24 protein-coding genes and 1 pseudogene are annotated in these 26,993 nt (G+C 41.6%); 14 read left to right on the top strand and 11 right to left on the bottom strand.

Annotated features, from left to right (window positions below; genetic code table 11):
- From rhuM to DOT_RS05375, 4 genes and pseudogenes are all read left to right on the top strand, one after another.
- Positions 1-414: pseudogene (gene rhuM / locus DOT_RS05390) on the top strand (RhuM family protein); the annotation flags it as partial.
- A gap of 454 nt (positions 415-868) precedes the next feature.
- Positions 869-1,213, top strand: a complete 345-nt coding sequence (locus tag DOT_RS05385; protein WP_009615311.1) for a protein-tyrosine-phosphatase — start codon at positions 869-871, stop codon at positions 1,211-1,213.
- 58 nt (positions 1,214-1,271) lie between these two features.
- Entirely contained in the window at positions 1,272-1,505 is a 234-nt protein-coding gene (locus DOT_RS05380) for a cell wall-binding repeat-containing protein (RefSeq protein WP_009615310.1), read from the top strand.
- A 607-nt stretch (positions 1,506-2,112) separates the two neighbouring features.
- Positions 2,113-3,330 carry a pyridoxal phosphate-dependent aminotransferase gene (locus tag DOT_RS05375; protein WP_009615309.1) on the top strand — a complete coding sequence of 406 codons (1,218 nt, stop codon included), beginning with the start codon at positions 2,113-2,115 and terminating at the stop codon, positions 3,328-3,330.
- 547 nt (positions 3,331-3,877) lie between these two features.
- Here DOT_RS05375 and DOT_RS05370 read toward each other — a convergent pair.
- From DOT_RS05370 to DOT_RS05360, 3 genes are read right to left on the bottom strand one after another with little or no spacing between them, the layout of a single operon-like run.
- The gene (locus DOT_RS05370) at positions 3,878-4,675 is read right to left on the bottom strand and encodes a hypothetical protein (protein WP_009615307.1); all 798 of its coding nucleotides are present in this window, start codon (positions 4,673-4,675) and stop codon (positions 3,878-3,880) included.
- Positions 4,669-5,367 carry an ABC transporter ATP-binding protein gene (locus tag DOT_RS05365; protein WP_009615306.1) on the bottom strand — a complete coding sequence of 233 codons (699 nt, stop codon included), beginning with the start codon at positions 5,365-5,367 and terminating at the stop codon, positions 4,669-4,671. The genes DOT_RS05370 and DOT_RS05365 overlap by 7 nt, the downstream gene beginning before the upstream one ends.
- Entirely contained in the window at positions 5,364-5,735 is a 372-nt protein-coding gene (locus DOT_RS05360) for a GntR family transcriptional regulator (RefSeq protein WP_009615305.1), read from the bottom strand. The genes DOT_RS05365 and DOT_RS05360 overlap by 4 nt, the downstream gene beginning before the upstream one ends.
- Positions 5,736-6,004: 269 nt before the next feature.
- Here DOT_RS05360 and DOT_RS05355 point away from each other — a divergent pair, with 269 nt between their 5' ends.
- Complete coding sequence (locus DOT_RS05355; RefSeq protein WP_009615304.1) at positions 6,005-7,591, top strand: FAD-dependent protein; 1,587 nt, start codon at positions 6,005-6,007, stop codon at positions 7,589-7,591.
- A 274-nt stretch (positions 7,592-7,865) separates the two neighbouring features.
- Here DOT_RS05355 and DOT_RS05350 read toward each other — a convergent pair whose 3' ends face one another.
- Complete coding sequence (locus DOT_RS05350) at positions 7,866-8,060, bottom strand: hypothetical protein (RefSeq protein ID WP_009615303.1); 195 nt, start codon at positions 8,058-8,060, stop codon at positions 7,866-7,868.
- 203 nt (positions 8,061-8,263) lie between these two features.
- Between DOT_RS05350 and DOT_RS05345 the strand changes: the two genes are divergently transcribed.
- Complete coding sequence (locus DOT_RS05345; RefSeq protein WP_009615302.1) at positions 8,264-9,202, top strand: DUF2935 domain-containing protein; 939 nt, start codon at positions 8,264-8,266, stop codon at positions 9,200-9,202.
- 47 nt (positions 9,203-9,249) lie between these two features.
- Here the strand turns inward: DOT_RS05345 and DOT_RS05340 are convergent, their stop codons facing one another.
- The 3 genes from DOT_RS05340 to DOT_RS05330 all read right to left on the bottom strand — a co-directional run bounded on the left by DOT_RS05340 (position 9,250) and on the right by DOT_RS05330 (position 11,995).
- The gene (locus DOT_RS05340) at positions 9,250-9,876 is read right to left on the bottom strand and encodes a LysE family transporter (protein ID WP_242833776.1); all 627 of its coding nucleotides are present in this window, start codon (positions 9,874-9,876) and stop codon (positions 9,250-9,252) included.
- A 127-nt stretch (positions 9,877-10,003) separates the two neighbouring features.
- Entirely contained in the window at positions 10,004-10,999 is a 996-nt protein-coding gene (locus tag DOT_RS05335; RefSeq protein WP_009615300.1) for a sodium:calcium antiporter, read from the bottom strand.
- Between the two features lie 357 nt (positions 11,000-11,356).
- On the bottom strand, positions 11,357-11,995 hold the full coding sequence (locus tag DOT_RS05330) for a DUF3786 domain-containing protein (protein WP_009615298.1): 639 nt from the start codon (positions 11,993-11,995) through the stop codon (positions 11,357-11,359).
- A gap of 316 nt (positions 11,996-12,311) precedes the next feature.
- On the opposite strand from DOT_RS05330, the gene DOT_RS05325 reads away from it, so the two are divergent.
- The 3 genes from DOT_RS05325 to DOT_RS31685 all read left to right on the top strand — a co-directional run bounded on the left by DOT_RS05325 (position 12,312) and on the right by DOT_RS31685 (position 15,124).
- Positions 12,312-13,178 (top strand): ARMT1-like domain-containing protein, encoded by an 867-nt coding sequence (locus tag DOT_RS05325; protein WP_009615297.1) that lies wholly within the window; start codon positions 12,312-12,314, stop codon positions 13,176-13,178.
- Between the two features lie 488 nt (positions 13,179-13,666).
- Complete coding sequence (locus DOT_RS05320) at positions 13,667-14,632, top strand: biotin/lipoyl-binding protein (protein ID WP_009615295.1); 966 nt, start codon at positions 13,667-13,669, stop codon at positions 14,630-14,632.
- 150 nt (positions 14,633-14,782) lie between these two features.
- Positions 14,783-15,124 (top strand): efflux RND transporter periplasmic adaptor subunit, encoded by a 342-nt coding sequence (locus DOT_RS31685; protein ID WP_009615294.1) that lies wholly within the window; start codon positions 14,783-14,785, stop codon positions 15,122-15,124.
- 18 nt (positions 15,125-15,142) lie between these two features.
- Here DOT_RS31685 and DOT_RS05315 read toward each other — a convergent pair whose 3' ends face one another.
- Entirely contained in the window at positions 15,143-16,267 is a 1,125-nt protein-coding gene (locus DOT_RS05315; protein WP_009615293.1) for a 4Fe-4S binding protein, read from the bottom strand.
- A gap of 276 nt (positions 16,268-16,543) precedes the next feature.
- On the opposite strand from DOT_RS05315, the gene DOT_RS05310 reads away from it, so the two are divergent.
- Genes DOT_RS05310 through DOT_RS05300 form a run of 3 tightly spaced genes read left to right on the top strand, consistent with a single transcriptional unit; the run spans position 16,544 to position 19,185 of the window.
- Positions 16,544-17,350, top strand: coding sequence for an ABC-2 family transporter protein (locus tag DOT_RS05310; RefSeq protein ID WP_009615292.1), 807 nt, complete (start codon positions 16,544-16,546; stop codon positions 17,348-17,350).
- A 2-nt stretch (positions 17,351-17,352) separates the two neighbouring features.
- A complete protein-coding gene (locus DOT_RS05305; protein WP_009615291.1) occupies positions 17,353-18,165 on the top strand; it encodes an ABC-2 family transporter protein in 813 nt (270 codons plus the stop codon).
- A 36-nt stretch (positions 18,166-18,201) separates the two neighbouring features.
- Positions 18,202-19,185: an ATP-binding cassette domain-containing protein gene (locus DOT_RS05300; protein WP_009615290.1), complete on the top strand. Its 984-nt coding sequence runs from the start codon at positions 18,202-18,204 to the stop codon at positions 19,183-19,185.
- An 89-nt stretch (positions 19,186-19,274) separates the two neighbouring features.
- Here the strand turns inward: DOT_RS05300 and DOT_RS05295 are convergent, their stop codons facing one another.
- The 3 genes from DOT_RS05295 to DOT_RS05285 all read right to left on the bottom strand — a co-directional run bounded on the left by DOT_RS05295 (position 19,275) and on the right by DOT_RS05285 (position 22,615).
- On the bottom strand, positions 19,275-20,570 hold the full coding sequence (locus DOT_RS05295) for a homocysteine S-methyltransferase family protein (RefSeq protein ID WP_009615289.1): 1,296 nt from the start codon (positions 20,568-20,570) through the stop codon (positions 19,275-19,277).
- A 175-nt stretch (positions 20,571-20,745) separates the two neighbouring features.
- Positions 20,746-22,125 (bottom strand): DUF6179 domain-containing protein, encoded by a 1,380-nt coding sequence (locus DOT_RS05290; RefSeq protein WP_009615288.1) that lies wholly within the window; start codon positions 22,123-22,125, stop codon positions 20,746-20,748.
- Positions 22,118-22,615: a DUF6323 family protein gene (locus DOT_RS05285; RefSeq protein ID WP_009615287.1), complete on the bottom strand. Its 498-nt coding sequence runs from the start codon at positions 22,613-22,615 to the stop codon at positions 22,118-22,120. Before DOT_RS05285 ends, DOT_RS05290 begins: the two co-directional genes overlap by 8 nt.
- Positions 22,616-22,967: 352 nt before the next feature.
- On the opposite strand from DOT_RS05285, the gene DOT_RS05280 reads away from it, so the two are divergent.
- Positions 22,968-24,374 carry a 3' terminal RNA ribose 2'-O-methyltransferase Hen1 gene (locus tag DOT_RS05280; protein ID WP_009615286.1) on the top strand — a complete coding sequence of 469 codons (1,407 nt, stop codon included), beginning with the start codon at positions 22,968-22,970 and terminating at the stop codon, positions 24,372-24,374.
- Entirely contained in the window at positions 24,367-26,973 is a 2,607-nt protein-coding gene (locus DOT_RS05275) for a polynucleotide kinase-phosphatase (protein WP_009615285.1), read from the top strand. Before DOT_RS05280 ends, DOT_RS05275 begins: the two co-directional genes overlap by 8 nt.
- Positions 26,974-26,993: the final 20 nt, after the last annotated feature.

The following is a 26,993-nucleotide window of genomic DNA, read 5'->3' as shown; positions in this document are numbered from 1 at the left end:
CAAAGAGAGATTAAAAAATGGAACCTTCTTAAACGAGGAATACTTCGAACATTTGCTGGAAGAAATCAGAGAAATTCGGGCCAGTGAAAGAAGGTTCTATCAAAAAATCACGGATATTTACGCTACTGCTGTAGATTACAGCCCAAATACAAAGTTAACAAAGGATTTCTTTAAGACCGTTCAAAACAAACTGCATTATGCAATCCATGGAAGCACAGCAGCAGAAGTTATTTATAACAGAGCAGATAATACAAAGGAACATATGGGCCTAACTACTTGGAGAAATGCCCAAACGGTAAAATTATAAAAAGTGATGTTTCTGTCGCCAAAAACTATCTTACAGAAAAGGAGATTAAATCTCTAGATCGATTTGTCACAATGTATCTCGATTATGCAGAGAGTCAGGCGGAGAGAAATTGCAGATTCATTTGAGTTCTTGTTCTAAATTACTAAAGATATCCGTATTAAAAAAGTCCGACAGTGAGATTTCTAAAGTACTTACTATCGGAGCTTTTAAGAAATGGTAACACAGTTGGAGGGTCAACTTACAAGGCTGGTCAAAAGATGAGCTGGATTCCTGCGAGCATCTATGAGTTGAAAAGGATATTTAAGAGAGTGTTTTTTTTGCTGGGAGGGGCAAACCATGGCAATCGACGCATTTCTTTGTTTCAGAACCCATGGATTTTACGAACCTCCTATTGGATTCGGTTTTGTCCCATGGACATGTAATAGGAGAGGGGTATTCATATAAAGCGTAGGATATTCTAATTAATAGTTTCGATTATCTATACAACTGGGATATATTGCCTATAACTAGAATTATAAGAGTTAGTGACAATTACTTTGTAAGGTACCAAATTAGATAGTTATGGATGTGAAGCATATTAAAATACTGTTTATATGTAGCAGAAATAAATGGCGTAGTTTAACTGCTGAAAAGATATTTCATGGGTTCAATGGCTATGAGGTAAGGTCAGCTGGTACTGAAGAAAATGCTCGTATTAAGGTAACTAGTGGTCATATAGGTTGGGCTGATATAATTTTTGTGATGGAGAAAAAGCACAATAGAAGACTTAAAACTAAATTTGGTTCTCAGATTTATACTAAGAAGATTATCTGTCTTGATATCCCAGATGATTACCGATTTATGGATATAGAATTAATTGAAATTCTTAAATCTAGATTATCCGAATATATCGACGTGCCTGAGTAGGGTTAATAATAATATTCTGGTGTAATTAAGAGCTTGTAACCTCGGACTGTAGGAAAGAGTGTTTATCGTCGGCGGTACGGGAGTCGTGTCTGGTCAGATTGAAGAAAATCTTAAGTCAAGAAATATTCAGGTGATACGTCTTGCAGGTATAACCCAGTATGATACATCGGCTGCGGCCGCTAATTATCTCGGACCAAGTGAGCAAGTCTTTGTCGTCTCCGGAGAAAACGTCCCAGATGCGCCTTGTCCATCGCTTAGTATGCAGCCAGCCAAGGGAGTCCTATACTTCTGACAAGACGGTATGCTTTACCTGAACTCATTCTCGATTATGTTAGAAACAAATGGCGTGAACAGTATATCTTGCCAATTTGTTTTTGTGAAATATTGCCAGCCTGTAAGCTTCCGCCGTAAGTTTCGTTGTTAGTGGATTATGCAGACAGATTAAAGATATTGACTTTTTTAAACGCATGAACTATAATGGCAAAAATTAATACATTAAGCTATGAAGAAAAATTACCTGTTTTTATATGCGCAGAGAGAAGATGGTTGGTGAAAATCTTCGTGAAGAAAACAAGGAAGCCATTTCTGAGCTGTTTAGCTGAATGATATCTGTCCAGTAAGCTTTACCGGAGTTCCGGCCGTTATAACGGAGCGGCATTTTTTGCCGGCAGAGAGCAGAGTAACCTCTGAATTTAGGTGGTAACACGGATTTGCTAATTCGCCCTAAGCTGATTAAATCAGCTTAGGGCTTTTATTATAGGCTTTAGCCTGTTAAGCGTAGCGAATTCAAAACCACCTTTCCGTTAAAGCAGAGAGTTATTCAAGTTACTAAACTAACGAATAAAAAAGGAACCACCCGTTAGACAGATGGCGATAATTTTTGAAAGCGGTGATTTGTAATGAGAACATTTAATATGTCAAAGAAGCTGGATTATGTCTGTTATGATGTACGTGGGCCTGTGCTTGAGGAAGCTGAGCGCATGCGTAGTCAAGGCATCAATATTTTAAGTTTAAACATCGGCAATCCTGCCCCGTTCGGATTTGAGGCTCCTAGAGAGATAATTCACGAGATGACAGAAAATCTACACAATGCGGAAGGATATTCAGACTCAAAGGGTATTCTTTCAGCCCGTGAAGCAATCGTAAATTACTGCGAATTTAAAAAAATACCGCATGTTGGAGTAAACGATGTATATACCGGAAATGGTGTCAGCGAGCTAATCGTTATGGCAATGCAGGGACTTCTCAACAACGGAGATGAGATTCTCGTCCCCGCTCCCGATTATCCGCTATGGACGGGGGCTATCACATTGTCGGGCGGAAAAGCCGTCCATTACATCTGCGATGAGCAGTCCGAATGGTATCCGGATATACAAGATATAAGCAGAAAAATAACTGCAAAGACGAAAGGCATTGTTATTATAAATCCAAACAATCCGACCGGTGCATTATATCCAACCGAATTATTGGAACAGGTTGTAGAACTTGCACGGCAGCACAGTCTTATTATTTTCTCTGACGAAATATATGACCGTCTTGTGATGGATGGCTATCAGCACACATCCATTGCTTCATTGGCTCCCGATTTATTTGTTGTAACCCTGAACGGCCTTTCCAAATCCCATAAGATCGCCGGATTCCGCTGCGGATGGATGTGCTTAAGCGGAGATAAGTCACATGCGCGCGGCTATATTGACGGGTTAAACATGTTATCATCCATGCGGTTGTGTTCAAATGTACAATCGCAGTACGTTATTAAAACAGCCCTTTCTGACATCCATAAATGCGACGACACTCTTTTGCCCGGAGGACGGATATATGAGCAGCGCGAATATATCGTCAATACCTTAAACAATATTCCTGGTCTTCAGGTGTTTAAGCCTAAAGCTGCCTTCTATGTCTTCCCCCGGATTGATACCAAGCGGTTCAATATCACGGATGATGAAAAATTTATCCTGGACTTTCTTCATGAAAAACATATCCTCATGGTTCATGGGCGTGGATTCAACTGGCCATTGCCTGATCATTTCCGTATCGTATATTTGCCAAAAATCGAGGAATTAAAAATTGCCTGTGACCGTCTGGGCGATTTTCTGGAGGGGTATCGGCAGGCCTAGTTGGATAGGCTATGCTTGACCTTCAAATGCTGGAAGGAACTCAAGAGTTAGCAAAGACAATTGCAATAAATATCTAAGATTTCAAATACATTAAACAGACGAGAAGTTACTACAGTTATTTAGACTTTCGAAATCAAAAAAGGTTTCGAACTGACATCGTATCATATCATTATCATCTTCTGAATTGGTAATAATAGGTATTGTACTTCTTGAACAGCTTTTTAGATGGAGATAAAATATGGACAAAGAAAAAAGCAATCAGCAAAGCATCATCAAGCCGGGCAAGGAAGTTGACCATATCATGTAACGTTGAACTGAAAATATTTATAGATTGCCAAATCTAATTTAATGGATCATCTAATAACTTAGAATTAGCGATGACTTGCGAAAGATAATTAGAAATGTGACCCTGTACGAAAAGGGAGTCAATCAGACTATAGACTGATTGACTCCCTTTTTGTAAGATCTAAAATGCTTCGGCTTTTTGCTTTTATGATTAGGAGCTTTATTTGATATCTGGAAATTGCCATAGCTTGTTTTGCTGTTTCTATTCCAAATTCAGTCGTTTGCTTAAAATGAAATTGGTTGCTGCGAAGTAAGCGGCACATAAAAGTCCGGCAAAAAATATTCCATAACAGATTACTAATTGATAGCGAACAGAATCACTCGCAGCCATATTATGGATCGAAAAATTATAGAAATGAGCTATTCCAGGGATTAAACTTACCAACTTGAAAAATATCTGGGTAAGCGTATTAAGGGCAATAAATGCACCGAACGATGCCAGCATTTTATGCCGATTGAACAAATGTCCGAGGGCAATAGAAGCATAGACCAGCAATATTCCCGAAGCCAGGCTTATAAGAACTCCTAGGATAACCTCAAGGGTCAAAAGGTAAGCTGAAGGACCTAACTGGTCGATAACTCGATTATGAACAGTTGCCAATCCTTTGACGATTTCGCCAAGCATCCCTTTTTTATAAGTGATTACCAGAATGGAAATCAGGGCAACAGCTACACTGCCAATCATCCACAGCATAGACACCAGGAGCTTACTGACAATGTGTTTCCAGGGCTTTACTGGTAGGGTATGCATCAAATAGCCTTCATCGGAAAGTAGATTTTTATTAAAACGTTGAATCATCATCGTTAAGGTCATTACGAACATACCTGCCATAAGAACGATATAAATGACCATGCTAATAGTTGCGGGAGTATTCCATTTCTGGGGATCAATAGCAGAAATGAATTTGGTGATTCCAGCGAAGATCAGGATTGAAAGAAAAAAGGGTAGGAATATCCTTCCGGTAGCTTTTATCTCATATTTTAATAGCTTGCTTAACATTTGAACACCTCCCTGAATAAAGCATCCACTGATGTACTCTTTTCATCCCGGATATCATCGACAGAAGAGGTCAATACCACTTGGCCCTGATTGATGAAAATCACATAATCTAATATTTTCTCAATATCGGAAATGAGATGGGATGAGATAATCACTGTAGCATTTTCGTTGTAATTACCAAGAATCGTTTTAAGAATATAATCTCTTGCTGCAGGATCCACTCCGCCTATAGGTTCATCCAAGAGATAAAGCTCTGCTTCGCGGCTCATAACAAGAATCAGCTGTACCTTTTCCTTTGTTCCTTTGGACATGGTTTTTAGTCTGTCATTAGCGTTGATGTTGAGCCGTTTTAGCATTTCATAAGCTTTCTCAGGTTTAAAATCAGCATAGAAATCAGTAAAGAGTTCGATGATTTGGTGTACGCGCATCCAATCATTCAAATATGTCCTTTCCGGGAGATAGGACACGATTTTCTTGGTTTCAATACCTGGGGGCTGGCCTCCAATGAGAATATTTCCACTCGTAGGGGTCAAGAGCTCGTTGGCCAGCTTGATGAGGGTGCTTTTTCCGCTGCCGTTAGGTCCGAGGAGGCCCACGATTTGCCCGCGCTCAATTTTTAAATCAACCCCAGATAAAGCTATTTTGCTGCCGAACTTTTTTGTAAGGCTGTTACATTCTAAGATAGTGCTCATTCCTTCATCTCCTTGACCAAGTTGGTAATAATAGTTAAGATCTCCTTTTGTTCAAAGCCCATCAGCTGCATTTTTTCTAGAAACTCCAAGATTTGATCCTTAGCTAATTTGGTTTTTGCTAATTCCACCATACTTGCATCCTCCGTAATCGACCGACCGCTCGTTCGGTGCGTTATTATTAGGCCTTCTTCCTCCAATTTCGCTAGAGCTCTCTGCATGGTATTGGGATTAACCGCAGCTTCTTGAGCCATGTCCCGCACGGACGGGAGTCTCGACCCTAGGGGATAAGTTCCGGAAAATACCCTCTGTTTGATATGCTCGACGAGCTGGGTGTAAATGGGTCTGTCAGATTTTAATTCCCATAGCATTTTATCACCTCATGTATGACTGTATTAGGAGCTTAATACAATAATACAGCATTCAGGCAAATTGTCAATAGGCGGATCTAGAGGATTTATTTCAAAGATCAGAGTCGATGGCTTTTTGGGATATTCGCAAATTAAGATAACCCCGAGACTAATTTTGTAGTATACTAACCCATGCCTGTTAAATTAGGTAGGGGTTAGGCTGTGGTAAGGCAAATGCAAAATAGCATTGTTTTGCTTCTAGTTATCAATTTATCTGTTAGGAGAAAATAATGATTAAAATCACTGATTTAGTAGTAGCGCTTACGTATGATTTAAAAATGCTGGAGGACATGGTCGCCAAAAGGTTGCATATAGAGCATAGCCGTATAGAACGGATCAGCATTACAAAACGCACAGTAAATGCTCGCAACAAAGAGGACATCCATTTCGATATGACGGTGGTTGTCTGTATTTCAGGAGACGAAAACGAAGTCATTGCCATGAATAGGAACAAAAGTATCTCCCAAGAAACGGAGTTAATCTATACAGTGCCAACGATTAAAAAACTCAAAGAGCGTCCAGTGATTGTAGGCTGCGGCCCCGCAGGAATGTTTGCGGCCTTGATTCTGGCCCAAGCAGGGGCCAGACCGATTCTACTGGAGAGGGGACTCGATGTCGATAGCCGCAAAAGAAAGGTATTAAACTTTTGGCGGACCGGAATTCTTGATACCCAAACGAATGTGCAGTTCGGTGAGGGAGGCGCAGGTGCCTTTTCAGACGGCAAGTTGAAAATTGGGCAGAAGAATTGTCGCAAAATGAAGGTGCTCAACGAGTTTGTGCAGGCCGGTGCGCCGCCAGAAATTCTGTATTTAAGCAAGCCGCATATCGGTACCGATCGTTTGAATGACACGGTTAAGAGAATTAGGGAGCAAGTAATAAGTCTCGGCGGTGAGGTGCGCTTTAAGGCGACCGTAACAGAAATATTGATCAAGGATGGACAGGTGACAGGTGTACGCTTTGAAGAAAAGGGGAAAAATTCCGAAGTTTCTACAGACAATGTTGTCTTGGCCATCGGACATAGCGCACGGGATACGTTTGAAAGTTTGCTGAATAGCGGCGTTTATATAGAACAAAAGCCCTTTGCAGTGGGAGTGCGCATTGAACACGCCCAAGAGATGATCGACAAAATCCAGTACGGTGGTTTCGCCGGGCACCCTGAGCTTGGCGCAGCCGATTACAAAATGGTAGTGCATCTGCAAAACGGAAGAGGGGTATATACTTTTTGCATGTGCCCAGGAGGGACAGTTGTTGCAGCGACGTCAGAGGAAAACAGACTGACAACGAATGGAATGAGCGAATTCGCGCGAGACGGTAGAAATGCCAATACTGCGCTCTTGGTGACCATCGGGAAGAATGATCTAGACAACGATGATCCACTTGCCGGTTGTGCTTTTCAGCGCAGGATAGAGGCAGCAGCCTTTGCAGCGGGCGGCGGAGGATATAAAGCACCAGTACAAAGGTTGGAAGATTTTCTCCAAAAGCGCAAAACAACAGCTTTCGGAGATGTCCTGCCTACCTATCTGCCCGGAACTGAGTTCGCCGAGCTGGATTCTTTTTTACCGGAATATATCACTCATTCGCTACGACAAGCGATCTTAGAGATGGACCAGTGGATGCCCGGCTTTGCCTATCCAGATGCGCTGTTGACGGGGGCTGAAACCCGCAGTTCTTCCCCAGTGCGCATCACAAGAGGGGACAGCTTAGAGGCTATTGGCATCAAAGGTCTTTACCCCTGTGGGGAAGGAGCAGGATACGCGGGAGGTATCATATCGGCTGCGGTGGACGGAGTGCTTTGCGCAGAACAGATTCTGGGATGATCTGGTTCAGTTGCGTAGCGACCGGTTCCGTCGAGTAAATTCTTGGAATATTTTTTTACGTGTTGCCCAACAAACTCTGGAAAAAAATGAAGACTCGCCAAATATTAGGCGAGTCTTTTTGAATCATTAGGTTTATCTCTTTTAACCTAAACTCTCGATATGTTTTCGAGTTGTTGCAAATAGGCAACAGGTTCTTAATGTTTCTAAGAATTGCTATATAGAACTAGATAAGTATTTCCCGGTGAGCGCTCTCTTTTTTAAATGATGAGATTGATTAACTTGTTTGTCCTTGTCCTTGTCGTTGTTGCAGTTGAGCCTGCTGTTCTTGAATCGGTACTAATCCTTGTGTTTCATGTAATAAAGCCTGTCGTTTTAACTCGCTAAAACTATCTTCCATCTGCGAATATCTATCTTTAAGTTGTTCTGATTTACTGGTAGAACCTACTATTTCAATTTCTTTATTGATCAAGAAAGAACACCTCCCTTAAATTTTCAACTTATTACATATAAAGTCTTCCCTGAATTTCAGGAATAATGTTTGGAATTTTATAGTTGATTTCATAAAGAAATTTGGAAATCATATTGGTCGCTTGGTCATTTAGCTGGGGGTCTTTTTAAAAGATAGGGGGAATAAACTAAAATACTGGAAAGGAAGAACGGGGAGGGATTTGTTTGAACACACTGTTACTACCAGGAGATTTTGTCCGCGAATCACTGGAACTACACCTCTTTTTTGGGCGAATTATGAAAGAACATTCAATATTTCTAGAAGCTGGTTTTGTAGCAAAAGATGCCGCATTTGCGCAGCAAGCAGATATGTTTAAGTCGCAATTTGCCGAGGTCTTACACGAAGCTGTAATCCTCGCTAATGGGGTAGTTAGCGAGGAAACATTAACTTCGGGGGAATCGATAACAGATAAAACTCTACGGGCAGAACAAATTACCGAGGAACTTTCCGGTATTTCCATTGAATCAGTTATAACGACAGAAGAACTCAGACTAACTCCCAATGCAGGTGTAAATCTATCCCAACTGGAGGCCCAAGTCACTGCCATAAATCAGAAAGGTATTAGTTTAACGAATGCTTTGGTTCAATTTAAAACCAACATTCTTGAAGGAATGCTGCAATGTAAATTGTTCACTTTCAATTTTCCTTTATTAATAATACATATCCGAAGAGAAGCACTTTTCTACATACATCAATTAGAACGTTTGCAACGGCGCTTGGTAGTTGATTTTGTTCAGGAAGCTATCGAAGAAGAAAAGTTTTGGAATAGGCAAATGGCTGAGCACGCACAGTTTATTAGTCATTTATTAGACCCAACTGAATCCGATCTAATTGCTAAAGCAAATAATTTTGTGGGACAGTTTGATAGGCTTGAGCATATAGCCCAGGGAGGGGGGCAAGGCACAATAACGCTAGGGCAGTTAACAGGAGAAACTATCACAACAACCCGTGCCTTCAGGGATTTTAAAGCAGCCGGTACAGAAGGTTTATTAACCTGTAAAATAAAATCAATAATCATTCCACTGTTAGCAGATCATGTATTAAGAGAAGCTAATCATTACTTGAGAATATTAAACAGGTCAAAACAGGATTTGCGGTTATAGCACAAATAATCCCGTCAAATAAGAATTCATTCTGTAATTGCCTAAACTTAAGATTTGGACAACAACAAGAAACTGGTGCCTGAATAAACAAAGTAACTTGCAAGCCCCACAAGAAACAAGCCACACACGCCTAAAACAACGCGGTAAACTATCGGAGTAAAGAGCCTTTTTCCTCTAGCAACTGTAAAAGCGACGAACATAAACCAGATATAGTCCGATAAAACATGCCCTATGTAAAAGCTAATGGCTCCTAGGATACCCTGACCAGCAGCAACCATCAAAGCACCAGCACCTGCCGTTGCCCACCACAAAAACCAATAAGGGTTTGATGCAGTAACTGTAATTCCTGCCACCCAGGGACTGAGACCCTTTTCCGTTATCTTGCCCGAAAGATCAAGGGCAACAGCATGAAAAGACTCCTTCAAGATTCCATATGCCATCCAAAAGAGGAATAAACCTCCCACAATTCCAATTGTCCCTTTCACAGAAGGTAAAGTGATATAGGTTCCCAGACCAAAGAAAATTGCAATCACTAGGGCAAGCTCTAAAAGCGCATGGCCTGAGGCAATTTGTGGTCCAATCCTAGCACCGCGACGAAGACTCTCGTTAATTGTAACCGTTAGCAAAGGCCCTGGCATGATCGCTCCTGAAAATCCCATAACTAAGCTTGTCATAAAAATTACCCATAATCCCATCTATCTCCACCGTCCTACCATCTGTAATATTCATTATTTTCGACATCGCTAAGAAATAACCTTCTAGAGATGGGAGTTGTTTGACTTACTTCATAAGTTGTATCTATCAACTGTGTATTAATGCGACTGTAACTACAAAACATACATAAAACCCAGCAGCTAATACGAGTTTATTTGCGGAAAGCTGATATTTTTTTAATGTTAACCAAAGAAAAGCGATGGATACCATTGTAAAAAACCCTGCTAGTGCAAGATAGGAGTCAAAGATCCAAGGAGTAAATAGTATTCCAAGTGCACTAGGAACTGTGGCCTGGATCATCATTGATCCACTTATGTTTGCTAATGCTAACCTTTCTTTTCCTTGTCTCACCCATATTACCGCATTAAGTATTTCCGGAAGTTCAGTGGCTATTGGACTTAAGAATAATGCTATAATGTGTGGTGCAATTCCAATTGCAAGACTTAAATGATCTAAGTTCTTAACAAAAACCTGGGAACCAACCGCAATTAGAGCAAGTGATAAAAAGGTTTGCACCAAAACCCATCGGGTTTCTGGATTTTTAGTCTTAGGGCGAAATTTAAGAGGCTCGAGTATTTCATTATGGTTATCAGCAGTTTCTTTCATTTCGGTGAAAAAATATAATCCGTATGCAGCTAAGAATAAAAAGGCCATCAATGGTTTACCACGGAATACCACAAAACCTAAGGCAACTTTAAAGACAAAAATACCTAAAAACCAAAGCTGATCCCTACCAAGTTTACTATTGCTTAAATCAATATTTATCCCATGAACTCGTTTCTTTCTAAAAAATATAATACCTAGTCCAACAATAGCATATGCAAGAGTGCTCAAGACCAGTGGCCCTCCGAGTGCCGCCCCCACTCCAATGTCCTTTTGATTTGCATTAGTTCCAAAAACTACTGCAATAAAGGTAACGACACTTTCAGGGAGAGCAGTGCCAAATGCGGCCAAAATCGTTCCGACAGCATTTTTTGAGATATTGTATCTTAACCCCACCCATTCGATTCCATTTACGAATAATTCGCAGCTAAGATAGATTAATATTGCCGAAATAATTAGTGTTACAAAAGTTAGTGCCATTGTTCTCCTCCTTTCAAATCAAAAACGAGACTTTTGACGTACCTCAATACGTCAAAAGTCTCGTTACGCTTTTAAGCGAAATAATGCCAGGCTTTGGGCCAGTGTGTTGACACTATTTTGAAAACTACTCCCTCTTGCTTGTCTTAGCTTAGCAAACAATACATAGATAGTCAAGAATTTTTTCTTCCCCAGGAACACGGATTCTGGGGAAGCGTTCATAGTGCCCAAGGGGTACAGTAGCACCGATTTCCAACATTGCGCTACCCCTACAACTGTAGAAACAGCAACTAGAAAGTAAGGTTCAGACAAGCGACTTCATAACATTGAGCATAGCTGAAGGGCCTCAGTGGAACTATTTTACTCCTCCTGGCGGTCTGATAAAGAGATAATCCTCTCCGCTGTGTTGATGCCTAGAACTTCTAAACCCTCCGTATTAAGGTGCATGCTTGCGGTAGCATCGAAGAGAATGTTGGCCCGAGCAGGCCATTCTTCGTCAGCCAGCCACAGAATAAAGGCAAGTTGCAGCTTGGGGAAAACCGGTATGGCAAATGCCCGGTCACCCATAGCCAGTTTTTTACCGCCAAGCTTTTGGCAGGCAAGCTCAAACTCGGCTGGAGAGGAACCAAAACGTTTAGCTAAAGGCTCCATTGCTTCCAGCTTAAAGGCTGCATAGTGGTTGTTTCCCCAGGGTACTTCCCTAAAAGAGATCCATTTGCCACTGGGCTGCACCCCACAAACCTCAGTTAGGTATTGGAGAATAAGAATCCGGTCGGTTATTTCAACCCCATCCCCGTGTTCCTTTAATTCACAAGGGCTGATATCTCCTCCAGGGTACTGGACTTGGTATAACGCCCCCCCGTAGCGGATGACCAACCCTGACTCGCCCTGAGGTTCTGCTCCGGAAAGGTCTAGAATCTTAGACAAGCTGCGCTTGGCAAATTCACGTTTGGCATGTTCTAAAGCGTCACGGTATTTTTTCAGTTCTTCTTTAGCCATTTATATCCCTCCGTTTATTGAATTTTCTTTCATTTTGCTCTTGCATCTATTAAGAATAACTTTGAACTAGGCATCCTGCAAGGGAAAACTGCGAGGTAATAGAGCTTCTTTGTCTCTTTAGATTCAAATTTTAAATGGCAGAATCGCATGATATAATCAACAGGTACAACTTAACATGGCGGGTGGGCGTTTGAATAAAAAAGTGAAATTTATTCTGTGTAAGGCGCCGAATTGGAAATAAATAATATTATCAATTACCTTAGAGTTTAGACTTGCTAGCTGCTAAAAAATAAAATAAACGAGGAGGCTCCTAGTTGTGAACGTTACCCTGGACTGTATTCCTTGCTATATTAAGCAAACGCTCAATACTTTAGCACAAACAGAACTCCCAGAGGAGAAAATGAGAGAGATTATTCATCAGACTTTGCCCCTTTTTCCTGGATTAGACCCACAAGGGACTCCCGCAGAGAACTCAACTATTATTCTCAGAAAGGTCAATGAGCTGCTGGGTATCGAGGATCCATTTCATAGTGCTAAGAAGGAATCCAATGAATTGGCTCTCAAGCTCCTTCCCCAGTTAAAAGAAAGAATTGACCAAAGTGATGATCCACTCTTTATGGCTTTGAAAATCGCTGTGGCCGGGAATATTATCGATATGGGCATCCTGAAAGATTTTGATGTTGAGGGGAGTATTCAGGAGGCCATGGTGAAGGATTTTGCCCGGGATGATTACGCTTCTTTCGTCCAAAGACTAAAAGAAGCCCGAGAGATATTAATTCTCGGAGATAACAGTGGCGAAATTGCGTTTGATAGGCTATTAGCTGAGCAACTTTCCGAATCTGGGATCAAGATAACCTATGCAGTTAAAGATCAACCGATTTTGAATGATGCCACGATGGAAGATGCGGCTCATGTGGGTATGACAGGTATGACAGAGCAAATCCGGGTAATTTCTAACGGCAGCGGTTTTTTAGGAACAATTCTCAAAGACTGTTCCGAAGAATTTATGCAGGCCTTTAAAAAGGCTGACCTAGTGATCAGTAAAGGGCAGGCTAATTATGAATCTTTAGAAGCGTTTGGCAAAGAGGATAGAAGGTTGTATTTCTTGCTGCGAGCTAAGTGTGAGATTGTGGCGAAAAATTTGGGAGCTCATCTTGGTGAAATGGTTTTTTGCTGCAGTTAAGGAACTGACTATTTTACCGGCGATATTGAGTATTACAATTCAGTGGACTAGTTTGATTAAATAGCTGCATAAATTACATCTTATTATGAATAGACCAGAGTTTCAGGGAGGTTACCGTACGGTAACCTCCCTGTTTTTTGAGCTAATTCAGAAAGTATAACTTTTCGTTGCATACTTTCTGAAGCATAAGTGCAACTAGGGAAGTCACCTTCCCCAAGGCTTCTCCGCAAGTTAACACGTACGAAGACAGTGGCTTCGCACGGCAGCCAAGTTTTCTTTATAGAAAAATGAACAAATTGTGCAGGATATCGCGCAACAGTGTAGCGAGAAACTTTCAGCCAACATTCAGTCATGTTTCAGCTGAAATTCATTTTGATGTTGTAATTTTTAATATCTGAGATAGTCACATCTACATAAATAAGTGGACTTAGGCCATTGGGTTACTTTGTGAATAAATCACCTGGCAACGGAAGAAGGGAAGAAAGAGCATGAATAAGAAATGGGTGACTAGAGGGGTAGTGGGCTTTCTCATCCTCTTGGGGGCAGGTTATTGGGGCTATAAACATTTTACAACGAAACCTGCCGTGGCTTCGTTTAACTCATCTGAAGCAAAAATGGCAGACGTTAAAAAGGTCATCACGGCTACCGGAACGATTAACTATCCACACGCGATTACGTTGACATTCCCAACAAGTGGGAGCTCTTCGACAGCTGGGAAGATCGTGGAACTCAATGTTAAGGAAGGAGATACAGTTAAAGCGGGTCAAGTTCTTGCCAAGATAGATGAAACGAAGCTAAAGACGTCCGTTTTGCAAGCACAGGCCAATGTTACCTCCGCTGAGTCGAAAGTGCAAAATCTTGAAGAATCCTTCAATGACCAAACCCGTGCTCAGGCTCAGGCTACCTTGGCCAAGGTGCAGCAAAGTTTAACATCGGCTATGCAAAATGCCGATCCCAGTTATTTAGATAACCAAGTCACTTTGGCCGATCAGAATGTGAAACAGGCTAGTGATAATTTAGCCAAGGCCCAGCAGAGTGGAAATACGTCCTCTATCCAATCCGCTCAATCCGTTCTGAATCAGGCAATGGACTCTTTAACCTCTGCAAAGAATCTTAAAAATGGAGGAGCGTCTAAAGCCTTAGTTGCTGCACAGGCCGATGTTACATCCGCTCAATATGAAGTGGATCAACAAGCCCAGGGTCCTAAGGCAGCAGACATACAATCGGCTCAGGCGGACATTCAAATTGCGCAGGCGCAACTAGTCAGTGCCTATGCGGATTTGAATGATGCTGCAATTGTTGCCCCGGTGGATGCCATAGTTGTCAGTTGCCCACTTGAACTGGGTCAAGACTCTGACTCTAATTCAATCATTACGATCACTCCTACAGTAGATAAACTTGAAGTTGCTGCCTCGATAGATCAGGAGGATATCTCGCAATGCAAAGTAGGATAGAAAGTAGATATTACTCTGGACTCGTATCCGAATGAGCATATAAGTGGGACAGTTGATTCCGTTGCCTTACAAGGCACAACCACCGAGAACGTTACGACGTATGAGGTTAAGGCGACGGTCGATCAAGATAGCGATTTGATTCGCGCGGGTATGAATGCCAATGTGAATATCATAGTGGCTCAAGCAAATAATGTTTTAACAGTTCCTAGCGAAGCGGTTAAAACTAGTGGGACTCAAACCGGCGTTACAGTTCCCGGAAATTCAACTACGGATAATGCCGGAAATGCAATCACGAATGTTCGCTTTATTCCAGTGGAGACTGGTCTTGATGATGGGACGAATGTAGAAATCAAGAGTGGCTTAGAAGAAGGTCAAGAAGTCATCACGGGAACGAATTCAACTACCCCAACAACCAAATCTAGTTCTAGTTCGGGATTTAATTTGGTTGGTGGGGGTGGACCACCTGGTGATGGTGGCCCTCCACCGAATTGAAGTGAAGCTATCGGCTAATTACTTAAGTTCTTTGAGGGATTCTTTGGCATTATCAAAATCATAGCCGGGAGAAACGGTGGAGATCTCCTTCATTTTTGTTTCTGCAGGAACGTTTGCAGGGATCTTGAATGTTTCGTAAAATTCCTTAAGTTCGGTTTTACTGGATTCCGCTGCTTCCTTGATACTCATATAACCTTTAACTTCATCATATCCTATGGCTTCGCCGGCCTTGAGGGCATCTGGAGTTAGTCTATAGACTCCTGCGGCCTGAGCTGCAAATATTGAGCCAAAGAACACTATCAATACGATAATGATCACGCTAAGTGGTTGAATTATTCTTTGTCCTTCATAGCTATTCAGAGTGTTAGTCTGGGGGCAATTTAAGACACAGGTCTGACAATTAATGCACTCTGCAGAGGAAATCTTCAAACTGTGCTGAACATCAATATTCATGGGACAGTTCTTAGTGCATAATCCACAATTGACACACAGGCTTTCATTTCTAACTACTTTAAAGGGGCTAAGTTTTCCTATCATACCGTAAAGTGCCCCCATGGGACAAAGGTATTTACAAAAAAAACGGTCATAGATCAGTGAACCTAGAATGGTAATTCCTAGGATGATTAACCCTACTGCTGATTCCTGCCAAACACTTTCTAGTCCATTGGAAAGATGCCCGTAGGCTGACCACGGGTCGTATGGGGCCATCCAAAGTCCGGCAGTCTTCCACGCATAGACTACTGTGACAGCTAAGACCAGGTACTTTAGATATCTTAAGGGCTTATCAAGCGCAGCAGGCATTACCTTTCTCCGCTTAAAAATCTTCTGACCAAGCTTGGCAAAGAATTCTTGTATTGCGCCAAAGGGGCAAATTAACCCGCAAAAACTGCGTCTAAAGAGAATTGCTAGAACTAAAGTCAGGACAAAAAGCGTCATGGTTCCTGCGAAAATTTTGCCAATAAAGCTGCCCGTTGTAAACACTTGGTAAAGGCTTTCAAGTCCTCCAAAGGGACACAGTGCGTGGATCGAAGGCGCCTTTGCTCCTCCTAATACTTGATGGAGATAGGCAGCATAGGTAACAAGCACAACGCATAATGACAAGAGGGCCGATCTTAAATGCATTGTCATTCTGTGTTTCTTCACATAAACAACTCCTTTAGGTTTAGATTGAATTTTTAAGTTATGACTTTAACAACTTGCTAGCTTTATGTTATTAAAGAAATGTGGCAAAAGTTTGGCAAAAAAATAGTTTGTTTTGTAAGACTCAATTATCCTAGCATTAATGATAAAAAAAGGGCTAACCCCGTCGAGGTTAGCCCTTAAAGCAATAGAATGCTTGTGAAATTTGCTATTTAATTGTGGGTAGGGCAAAATAAGGTAAGTGAATTTTTCCTGGACAAATGGTGGTGAAGGTAGAGGATGATTGGAACATTAAAGATGTATGGAGTGTTTACTCGTAAATCCTTTCAAAGGGCAGCAGCTTATCGCTTTGATGCTTGGACAAGAATACTGGGAAATGTAATAACGCTCTTCTTGTGGGGGTTTATTTGGTATGCGCTTTATCGGGGCAAGGGTTCGGTAGGAAACGTCAGTTTCCATTCCATGCTGAGCTATATCTTAATAAGCCAAGCCCTACAGGGAATCCATGGTGCCGGGACTCCGTTGTGGGAGATTCAGGAGCGGGTACGGACCGGGGATATCGCCATAGAGTTGCTTAAGCCCTATGATTATCCTCTGCGTATGCTCTTCACCGATTTTGGGAGTATCTTCTTTTACTTCCTTACGGCCGTGTTGCCTCTCTATACCGCCATTTTTCTGATCATCAGCCCTATAATGCCTACAACCTTTTCCCAAGGGGTTTTGTTTATCCTTTCAGCAACACTGGGTTATTTTATCCGCTACTGTATCGAGTTGACGTTCGGTTTGTTTACCTTTTGGTTGGTCGAAACTGGTGGGGTAGAGGATATTTTCTATTTCTCAATTTCTTTATTTTCAGGCTCAGTTGTTCCTCTGTGGTTTTTTCCAAATTGGCTTGAACACGTGGCCCTGTACTTACCCTTTCAAGGAATTTACTTTGTGCCCAATTCCATTTTCGTAGGACAATTAAGTGGGCAAGCCCTGCTGATAGCGCTCTTTACCCAGGTGGTCTGGTTAGCTGTATGTTATGCTCTTCTTCGTTATGTCTGGGCTAGGGCGTCCATGAAAATTGTTATTCAGGGGGGTTAGTCATGCTTCAGTCCTGGTTAAGAGGAATGAGAATGTACTTTTATATGATTGGGGTCAGCATTCGAACCCAGCTCCAATATCGTTATGCCTTTGTCATGAATATTTTAGGCTGGGCCATGACCTATGCCGGAACGGCTATTACGATGTGGGTATTGCTTTATTCCTTTGGGGCCATCGAGGGCTGGAGTTTTTGGGAACTTCTTTTTCTGTTCGCCCTTTCAGTGTTATCATGGGGAGTTTGCGTTGTTTTTTTCTTTCATTTTCGGACCTTGGATCAATTCATTGTTCAAGGGACTTTTGACCGATTTTTGGTTCGACCCATCCATCCATTTTTTCATTTTATGGCCATGAAATTTGACGTAGGTGCGTTTGGTCAATTTCTCTTTAGTATTGTGGCGATGGTGATAGCATACAAGAAGCTGAATCTTCATTGGAACGTTTGGCTGTGGCTTGTTTTCTTAGGGGCAGTGATTGGAGGAACTCTCATTCAAGGAGGCCTTTTGATTGCAATATCAGCGATGGCCTTTTGGACCACCCGCTCGGAACGAGTTTATTGGGTCGTCATGTGGCCAGCCAAAAGCCTGATGAACTATCCACTCTCCATCTATCCGCGGGCCGTGCAGGTACTGGTGACCTTTGTTATGCCCTTTGCTTTTGTCAACTACCTACCGGCCCTTCTGCTGTTGGGGAAAACGAGTGGCATCTATCCGCCCTACTGGGGTTTCTTCAGTATCTTGGTGGGAGTTATTTTCTTTTGGCTCTGTTTTCAACTTTGGATGTTAGGCTTAAATCGCTATAATAGTGCAGGTTCCTAAGCATAGGAGTTAGAGTTAGGGAGGATATCAGATTTCATGAGTTTAATTGAGGTTAACCATCTCTCGAAAGAATTTCAAATTGCTAAACGCCAGGAGGGAATTAAGGGAGCGCTGCGGAGTCTATTTCACAGAGAATATACAACGAAACGGGCTGTGCAGGATATTTCCTTTGCGGTAAATGCAGGAGAGATTGTCGGGTACATTGGCCCAAACGGAGCAGGTAAGTCCACGACGATCAAGATGTTGACCGGGATTCTTGTGCCGACGTCCGGCGATATCCGAGTCAATGGTCTAATACCCTTTAAAGAACGCCAAAAAAATGCGCGGCAAATCGGGGTGGTCTTTGGGCAGCGGACACAACTTTGGTGGGATTTACCGACGATTGAATCCTTTGAACTCTTACGGCAGGTATTTCAAATTCCCAATGAACTGTACCTGAAAAATATGGCCCGATTTTCCGATATTTTAGGTCTTGAGGAATTCCTGCAAACACCTGTCCGACAATTGTCCCTGGGTCAACGAATGCGGGCTGACATTGCCGCTTCCTTACTTCATGATCCGGTGATTATATTTCTCGATGAGCCGACGATTGGTTTAGATGTGGTGGCCAAGGAACGAATGCGGTGTTTTATCCGGGAAATTAACCAGGAGAGAGGGGTTACTGTCATCCTCACAACTCATGACATGTCCGATATCGAGAAGCTCTGTGAGCGGATGATTTTAATTGATCACGGACAAGTGATGTATGATGGAGAGTTAGCGAAGATTAAAGAGAGGTTTGGTAAGGAGCGGGTTTTAATCATTGATCTCGAAGAGGAGGCAGTCGGTTTTTCGATCAAGGGGGCAGAAGTGATTAAACAAGAAGGAAATCGCATATGGCTGCAGTTTAAGCGTGATGAGCTGAGTGCTTCCCACTTGATTAGCCGGGTCTCTGAGAACTACGAAATCAAGGATTTATCCATCCAAGACCCGGAGATCGAGGTAATGATCCGCAATATTTACGAAAGTGGACTTAAATGAAGTAACTATCAACAACTTCCTGGACTAATGGATCTGTTTCTTATTAATCAACATCCTGAGCATTATATACCGCGTGGCTGTCAGTCATCTTATAAATACGGTACCAATGCATCGTTTACTATTAAAGCGCCGTAGTGTTGTAATTGAGAAAGAGATAGTAGAGAGTTATCGGATAAAACCACTCCGGCCTTTCCCGGATAATATCTTAGGAATTTATAGAGAATTTCTGGAGACTCGGACTTGATCATGACAGGTTTTTTGATTAACAATCCGAATTCACTAGCGAAGCTCCATACATCAAACGATACATCGATATTACCAAAATCTAATAATAGGTAATCAACATCTTCGGACTTGGATTCTCTCACCAAGGTAGAAAGATTACCGTTTATTAATATAGTAACGGCTTCTGGAGAAAGTTTTTTAACCGAATATTTCTTGTCTGGGGAAAGAACAAGATGATTATAGGCCGAAGCAATCGTTGGCATAAATTTCAACTCTAATTCTGGAGTTTCTAACTCAGCGAGTTCCTTCTTAATCGCACTAATAAATTCTGGGGTAGTTCCACAACATCCACCAATAAGTCGTACTCCATTTTCTATAAATTCTTTGGTGTAAGAACTAAACTGTTCGGGTTTTTGGTGATAGATTACCTTTCCATCATCATCCAGTACAGGCATCCCGGCATTTGCTTTTACGCAAAGAGGAATGGACGCTACAGAATACATTTTTTTAATGGGTTCAATTAAACTATCGGGACCACCTGAACAATTAGCGCCTACGATAGCAACACCTAGAGATTGACAGACTATAGCACATACTTCGGCTGAATTACCAAACAGCGTTCGACTGTTGGCATTAAAGGTTACCGAAGCAATAATAGGAAGCTTTGTAGTTTCTTTAGCAGCCAATATAGCTGCCCTTAATTCATTCAAATCTGAAAATGTTTCAAAATTAACAAGATCCGCACCTGCATCTTCGATGGCCTTTAAGGGTTCTGTATAAATACTATAGGCTTTATCAAAACTCAAATTGCCCGAAGGCTCTAATAACTCACCAGTCGGACCCACTGAAGCAGCAACGTAAGTACTATCGCCGGTAATTTCTTTGGCTAGTTTTACACCTGCAAAGTTTAGTTGATACGTTTTATCCCCTAAACTATGCTTTCCTAGGGTAACTCGATTACCTGGAAACGTATTTGTTTGAATCACATCTGAACCGGCAACTTTGTATTGGTTATATAGGTTTTTAACCTCCTCTGGATTGGATAAATTCCAAGATTCTGATGCTTCTGCTCCGGTTAGACCTCTCCTTTGGAGCATTACCCCTTTAGAACCATCATATAATAGAACCCTTTCTTGAATGAAACTTAGAAAACTCTTCACGATTTTGCCTCCTTGAAATATAGTGGTCAATAACCTCAATTCTAAGCTAAAGTTACCCCTTTTCGCAAACTTTTCGTTTTCAACAGTATTCAGGCGAATACGAGTTTATTTTAGCTCCGCCATCAGCGGGGCAAAATAATGTGTAGTATAACCTAGCACCCACAAACCTTGCTGTTCATGAGGTCCTGTCAAGGATGAACACAATATTTCCAACGAGCTTTCTAATCCTTTTCTGTCTGGGTAATCTAAGTTCGGAAAAGAAAGTATTCAGCCTATTGTGCCATTCCTTCTCGCTTTCAGTGAAATGGATATCCGAGTCTATGGTATTGCCAGAGGGTATCATCTTCAGAAGAAGGGCAAGTTCCATATCTCCAAGCGATTGGAAGATATCGGTGAATTCATCGTCAAAGATACAATAACTTCCGAGAATATCAATAAAATCACTTATACTGTGAATTTCTTTCTGAATGATTGCAATTTTATCCGAGACATATCTACATTCTTTAATTTCATTAGCGATGCTTCGAAATAGTTCGTCATCCATTTTGTTGCCTTCTTCAAAAAGGACTGATTGCAGTGGATACTCTTTGAAGCTAATAAAGATTGATTCCAATCTGTTATTCTCGAGAGCATTTTTTAGTCTTACAGATAAATCAGGGATAATTCCTATCATGTGGTTTTTTAATGACCGATCCGATAGTTCAAGATCTATACATAATTGCCTTAATGTCGTATGCAAACGATTATTTAATTCGGTGTGTGAAAGATTTAGTAATTTTTGTTGCAGATATTCTCTTTCTTTCGGTTCTATATTAAGAAGAGTGATAGTTTTGCCTAACAATACACACCCGAGTGCGTTCGTAAGCACAAGTCCAAAAATATTAATTAGCAGGTCTTTATGGTGGTCATTGAAACCCTGTAATAAGCGACTAATTGCCGGCATCGGGAAAAGATCCAAGAATTTATTCTCTAAACAGAGTGTTTCAAGATAATTTGAGATATATTCAATACCAATCAAATCCATCTTATCATTACATAAAGGGTAATCGATTGATGCTGGGGTATCGTGGGCTGCAAAATTTACATCATAATCAGTGAAAAAAGGCGGTATGGCGTTCTGAATCGTATCATTGTAAGCTTGGTTATCTGTGATAAAGCCATCCGTTTGAATATCGATTAGCAATTGTTTAGCACTAGCTAGTTGTACTGTGATTAACTTTTTGCCATGTTGGTAGAGTTCTAATAATGGTTTTTGTTTAAGGGCTGCCAAGCCTAGCTCAGCCTCTGGAAAAGTTTTGAGGTAGCTACCAATAACATAAAGAATCGATTGCATAATGCTTTGGGCGGTTTCTACTTTAACGGAACTGCTTTCGCCACCAGTATACCGCTGTACTTGTTTAGCTAAGAGTTGAAGGCTTTGCACTTGAATGGTTTCATATTCAGTAACGCTTAATAAGTTAAGCCGATAGGATTCCTGTAAAATTGATTGAAAGTAATCCGATTCATTAAGATTTTGTCTTTTAATTATCGATTGTTGTTTCTCTAGCTTATTCATCAAAACCCTCCTCATCAAAAGACTCTTCGGTAGCTTTGTAGATATCTTCATAATCACTAATTCCGTATCGTACATTGCGTGCTAAGACTTCAAATTCGCGATTTTGCAGTAGTTCAACGGAACCTTGGCAACGCTGATCAAAATACTTCTTTATTAACGAAATCAATTCATCGTCACTAATTTCGTCAAGTGTCTCATTTTTAAAGTAGTAGAAAGTCTCTATCAAATCGTTTAATGTTGCGACATAGTTGTGTTTAGTCAGGAAGGGGGAGTTAGAGAAACTTAATATAAGTTTACTAATAATACCACCGTTGAATTCAATGCGTCCGTAGTTGCTTAGGGCTTCTGAGCGGGTTATCACGAGTTCTAGTGCATCTGCTTGAGAAAGAATTAATCCATAATGAGAAGTTTTTTCATTGCAATCGACAATTTCCGCAATAGCTAGTTGGTTTGTCACAGATGAAGGAATTAGGGTAAACATGCTCTGCATTTTATTAATACCTCCAATATTTTTGCTCTAAGCTCTTGACAAGAAGGTAGCTTATGTGGTATGATAAAAGTGAAACACTATAGTTTTTAATATAATATATACAAATTTTAGTTTACCATTGATATTTTTGTAAGTCAATGGTTTGTGGGATGCTAAGGCGGAAAATTGGAAACTTTCAAGTGATTTACAACAGGTGCTTTCTTAAATTTATAAGAAAGCACCTGTTTCTATGAACCAATCAATACTTCCCAGCGTGGGGCTTGAGTTTGAGAAACCTTGACATGATCAGTAATGGAATAACTACTCATCGGGTATAACTAAATAAAGTTCTTAATGACAGGAGTTTATTCTTGTGCAGCTAGCAATTAAGGCGACGGGAGAAGGGGCCAAGATGCTTTCGTTTCTCTTGTCCAAGAATCCTCAAAATCTCTATGATCGAATGGAAAAGGGGCATCGCATTCGCTTAACCTATACGGTCTTCAGTGACAGCGAAGTTGAAGCGGTAATTTTTGTTACGCCTGATCCCGTCGAACTGGTTAAGAATAGTCCGGATACCTATGAAATAACTCAATATATTAACGACAGGGAATTCGTGGTCAGCAGTATTTTTTGTTCGTATATTCGCTCGGCCTTGGGTACTGCGCTGAATGGTCGACCCAAAGACGAGTATCTAGACTGGGCTAAGCATGCCTTTCTGCTGACCATAGGCTTTGGGCCAGTGGCTACTGATTTACCTGATGTGGCAATTAAGCAACTTTTTGAACCGCTAGGTTATCGAATCGAAATTGAGCGAGGTCAAGCGGCTTATAACTTCCAGCTCAAAGAGAGAAGCTCAGCTCGTTTTATCAATTTGCAAGGAACGCTCACTGTTCAAAATGCACTTAAACATCTTTTTGTCTTAATTCCGGTCCTTGATAATTATCGGCATTACTTTATCGATGAGCGTGAAATAGAAAAGTTGGAGCGATATGGGGAAGGGTGGTTAGCTGATCATCCCCTTAAAGATCTCATTATTAAACGGACGTTGCGGTTTAGAGAATTAATTGATCAGGTGGGAGAGAATTTTGATCAAGCAGATACAAATGCTGATACGAATAATGAAGCTTTGACGCCAGAACTCGAATTAAAATCACAACCTGTCGTCAGATTAAATGAGCTACGCTATCAAAGGGTCGTTAAGATTGTTGAAAATTTACCCGCTAGAGAAAGCATTGTTGACTTCGGAGCAGGGGAAGGTAAGTTGTCTGCACGGCTTGGGTTTATACCGGGTGTCCAAGAGATTTTGGCCGTGGAACCCACGGAGAAGGAGCAGCTTCGCGCCCTCAAACGATTCTCAGAAGCGAGTCGCAAGGATGACTTTATTTCACCGATCCTAATTTGGGGTTCATTATTTTACTATGATGAGCAATTGCGGGCTAAAGATGTCATGATTCTCAACGAAGTGATTGAGCATATTGATGAAAGTCGGTTACCGAGAGTCATGGACACGATCTTGGGTAGCTACAAACCTCAGGTTTTGCTGATTACAACACCGAATGTGGAATATAATACTGTTTATCAAATGGATGATCAGGCGGTTCGTCATAAGGACCATCGGTTCGAGTGGACTCGGTCTGAATTTTCGGAGTGGACTCATACTTTGGCAAGAAACTATTCTTATGACGTTCAATTAGACGGTATTGGCGAAGAAGTCGAAGGGTATGGACACCCTTCTCAAATAGCTATCTTCACAAGACAAGGTGGGATAGAGAATGAGTAAAGAAATCAGATTTCCCCATGCAGGTATTGTCTTACTGATTGGACCGTCAAACAGTGGCAAAACGACCTTACTTAAGCGGCTGATTGATCAGGATATTTTAATACGGTCAGAAGTCGTCAGTTCGGACCAATTTAGAGTCTTAGTCGCTGACACGGAATTTATAGAACTTAATAAACGTTCTAAAGATGAACAAGAAGTGCTTTATGCTGAGTATCAATTGATTTCCCAGAAAACGTTTGAGGCGATGGATTATCTCCTAGAATCTCGTTGTGGTTTAGGCAGACTTACCGTAGTGGATGCGACTCATCTTTGGCCAGAAGATCGGAAGAAGTACATTGACTTAGCTCGTCGCAAACACGTTGAGATTATAGCTATTGCCTTTGATATTAAAGATCAATTATTATTCGAGAGAGATGAGCAAAGGGAGCAGCCTAGAGGACGTCAGCGAATCAAACAGCAAATTAGATCCTTTAAGAATAATCTTCGTTCTCTAAAGACGGAAGGGTTTTCAAGATCTTATGTTTTAAATGAAGTGGAAGCAGAAGATACGATTTTTAGGCGCTCAACCAACCCCTTGCTCAGAGAGGTTGGGGGCGGTCTTGATTTTATAGGGGATATCCATGGTTGTTATAACGAATTTCTTGCCTTGCTTGAGAAACTAGGGTATCGGTCGGATGCAGAGGGTTTATACACCCATCCCGAGGGCCGCAAACTAGTATCAGTAGGGGATGTGCTCTCTAGAGGTCCCAATAATATTGAATGCCTAAAATTCTTTATCAGCCATGTAGAAAAAGACTTAGCTTTCATGGTTGATAGCAACCATGGATGGAAGATTGCTCGCTGGTTGTCCGGACGAAAAGTCGAGTTAGCCCATGGAGATGAGCTAATTGCCGCTGAGTTTGATCTTTATGAAAGAGAATACGGTAAAGAAGCCACAGATGAGTTGAAAGAAAACGTTAAGAGTCTTCTTCTGAGTGCCCCTTCAAACTTAGTGTTTACCCGTAACGGCGTCAGAGTGGTTGTTGCAACCCATGCTGGAATACGAGATCACTATATCGGAAAGGAATCCAAGCGAATCAGTGACTTTTGTCGGTATGGTGATACAGAGGGCTTCGAAGAAAGCGGAAAACCAGTCCGCAAAGACTGGTTTGTCAATCATCGATCTGGAGAAACCATTGTTTGGGGACATGACCCGAGGCCCCAGCCAATGGTTATCAATAACACGATCAATATTGACCAAGGCGTCGTTTTCGGCGGTAGGTTAACTGCCTATCGTTATCCTGAAAAGACGTTTGTGGCAGTTGCAGCGCAGAAAGACTATGCCGAAGATCCGGAGAGCTTTTTGCAGAAGTGGAAAAAGGAACGGTTCAATCCACCAAATATCCAGAGCGTTCTCAAGGGTTATTCCGTTATGACTGAAGACTATGGGGAAATAAAAATTCATGCTGACTATGTGAAATCCGCGATTGAAGACATCTCTCACTATACGATCCCAATCGAGGAATTGCTCTATATACCTCCCACCATGAGTCCCTCACCTGAGCCCTCCTCGCTGGATAATTATTTTGAGCATCCGAACGAGGCCTTCAAGTATTATAAAAATCAGGGGATATCCACTATGGTTGTGGAGAAAAAACATATGGGCAGCAGGGGTATTCTACTTCTATTTAAGGATCAGGATACTGCGGTCGGATATGTCGGAAGACCCATGTTGGGAAGCATTTATACAAGGACGGGTCGAGCATTTTTTGACCAAGAATTGTCCCGGAAGATTATCAGGCAACTGAACACGGACTTAAATCAAGGTCAATACTTTACGAAAAACAACACGGATTTCGTGCTGTTAGATGCGGAAATTTTGCCCTGGAATTTGAAGGCCAAAGAACTTATTAGTTCTCAGTACGCCCATGTTTCTGAAGTCTCACTTCTGGATCGCCAGAAGCTTTTAGAAAAACTCGAGTTGGCTAAGGTGAATGGCTGGGATGTTGACTCCTGGATAGAGGAATATAAGGGTAAGGTTGAGAATACTCAAGTCTTTCGTGAGGTGTTTCAAAACTATTGCTGGGATACCCGAGGGGTCGAAGGAATAAAGATCGCTCCTTTTCATGTCTTGGCTCACCAGGGACGAACTTATTTTGACCGATCGCATCTTTGGCATATGGAGCAGAATAGGGAACTCGCTAAGCTGTCTGAGCTATTGATTGAGACTGAGTACAAAGTCGTGACTAACGAAAAGACTGAGGCAGAAGCGACTCTCTGGTGGGAGGAAATGACGGAAAAGGGACATGAAGGCTTTGTCGTTAAGCCGGAAACGTTTATTGCCAGGAATGAAAAAGGCTGGTTGGTGCAACCTGCAATCAAAGTTCGAGGGCGCAAGTATCTGCATATTATTTACGGAATGGATTACTTACAGCCTGAGAATCTGGTTCGCCTAAAGCAACGCAGTGTTAAACGAAAACAACGTCATGCGCTCATGGAATTTGCCTTAGGAGTGGAAGGGGTTAAACGCTTTGTCAGTCAGGAGCCACTTAGCCGTATTCATGAATGTGTGTTAGCGACGTTGGCTTTCGAAGCAGAACCGGTTGATCCAAGATTGTGAGATATGATCTTGGCAAGTAT

This window comes from Desulfosporosinus sp. OT (genome assembly GCF_000224515.1).
Taxonomy (GTDB): domain Bacteria; phylum Bacillota; class Desulfitobacteriia; order Desulfitobacteriales; family Desulfitobacteriaceae; genus Desulfosporosinus.
The sequence above is the reverse complement of the archived record's forward strand: the minus strand, read 5'-3'. Positions and strand labels throughout refer to the sequence as shown.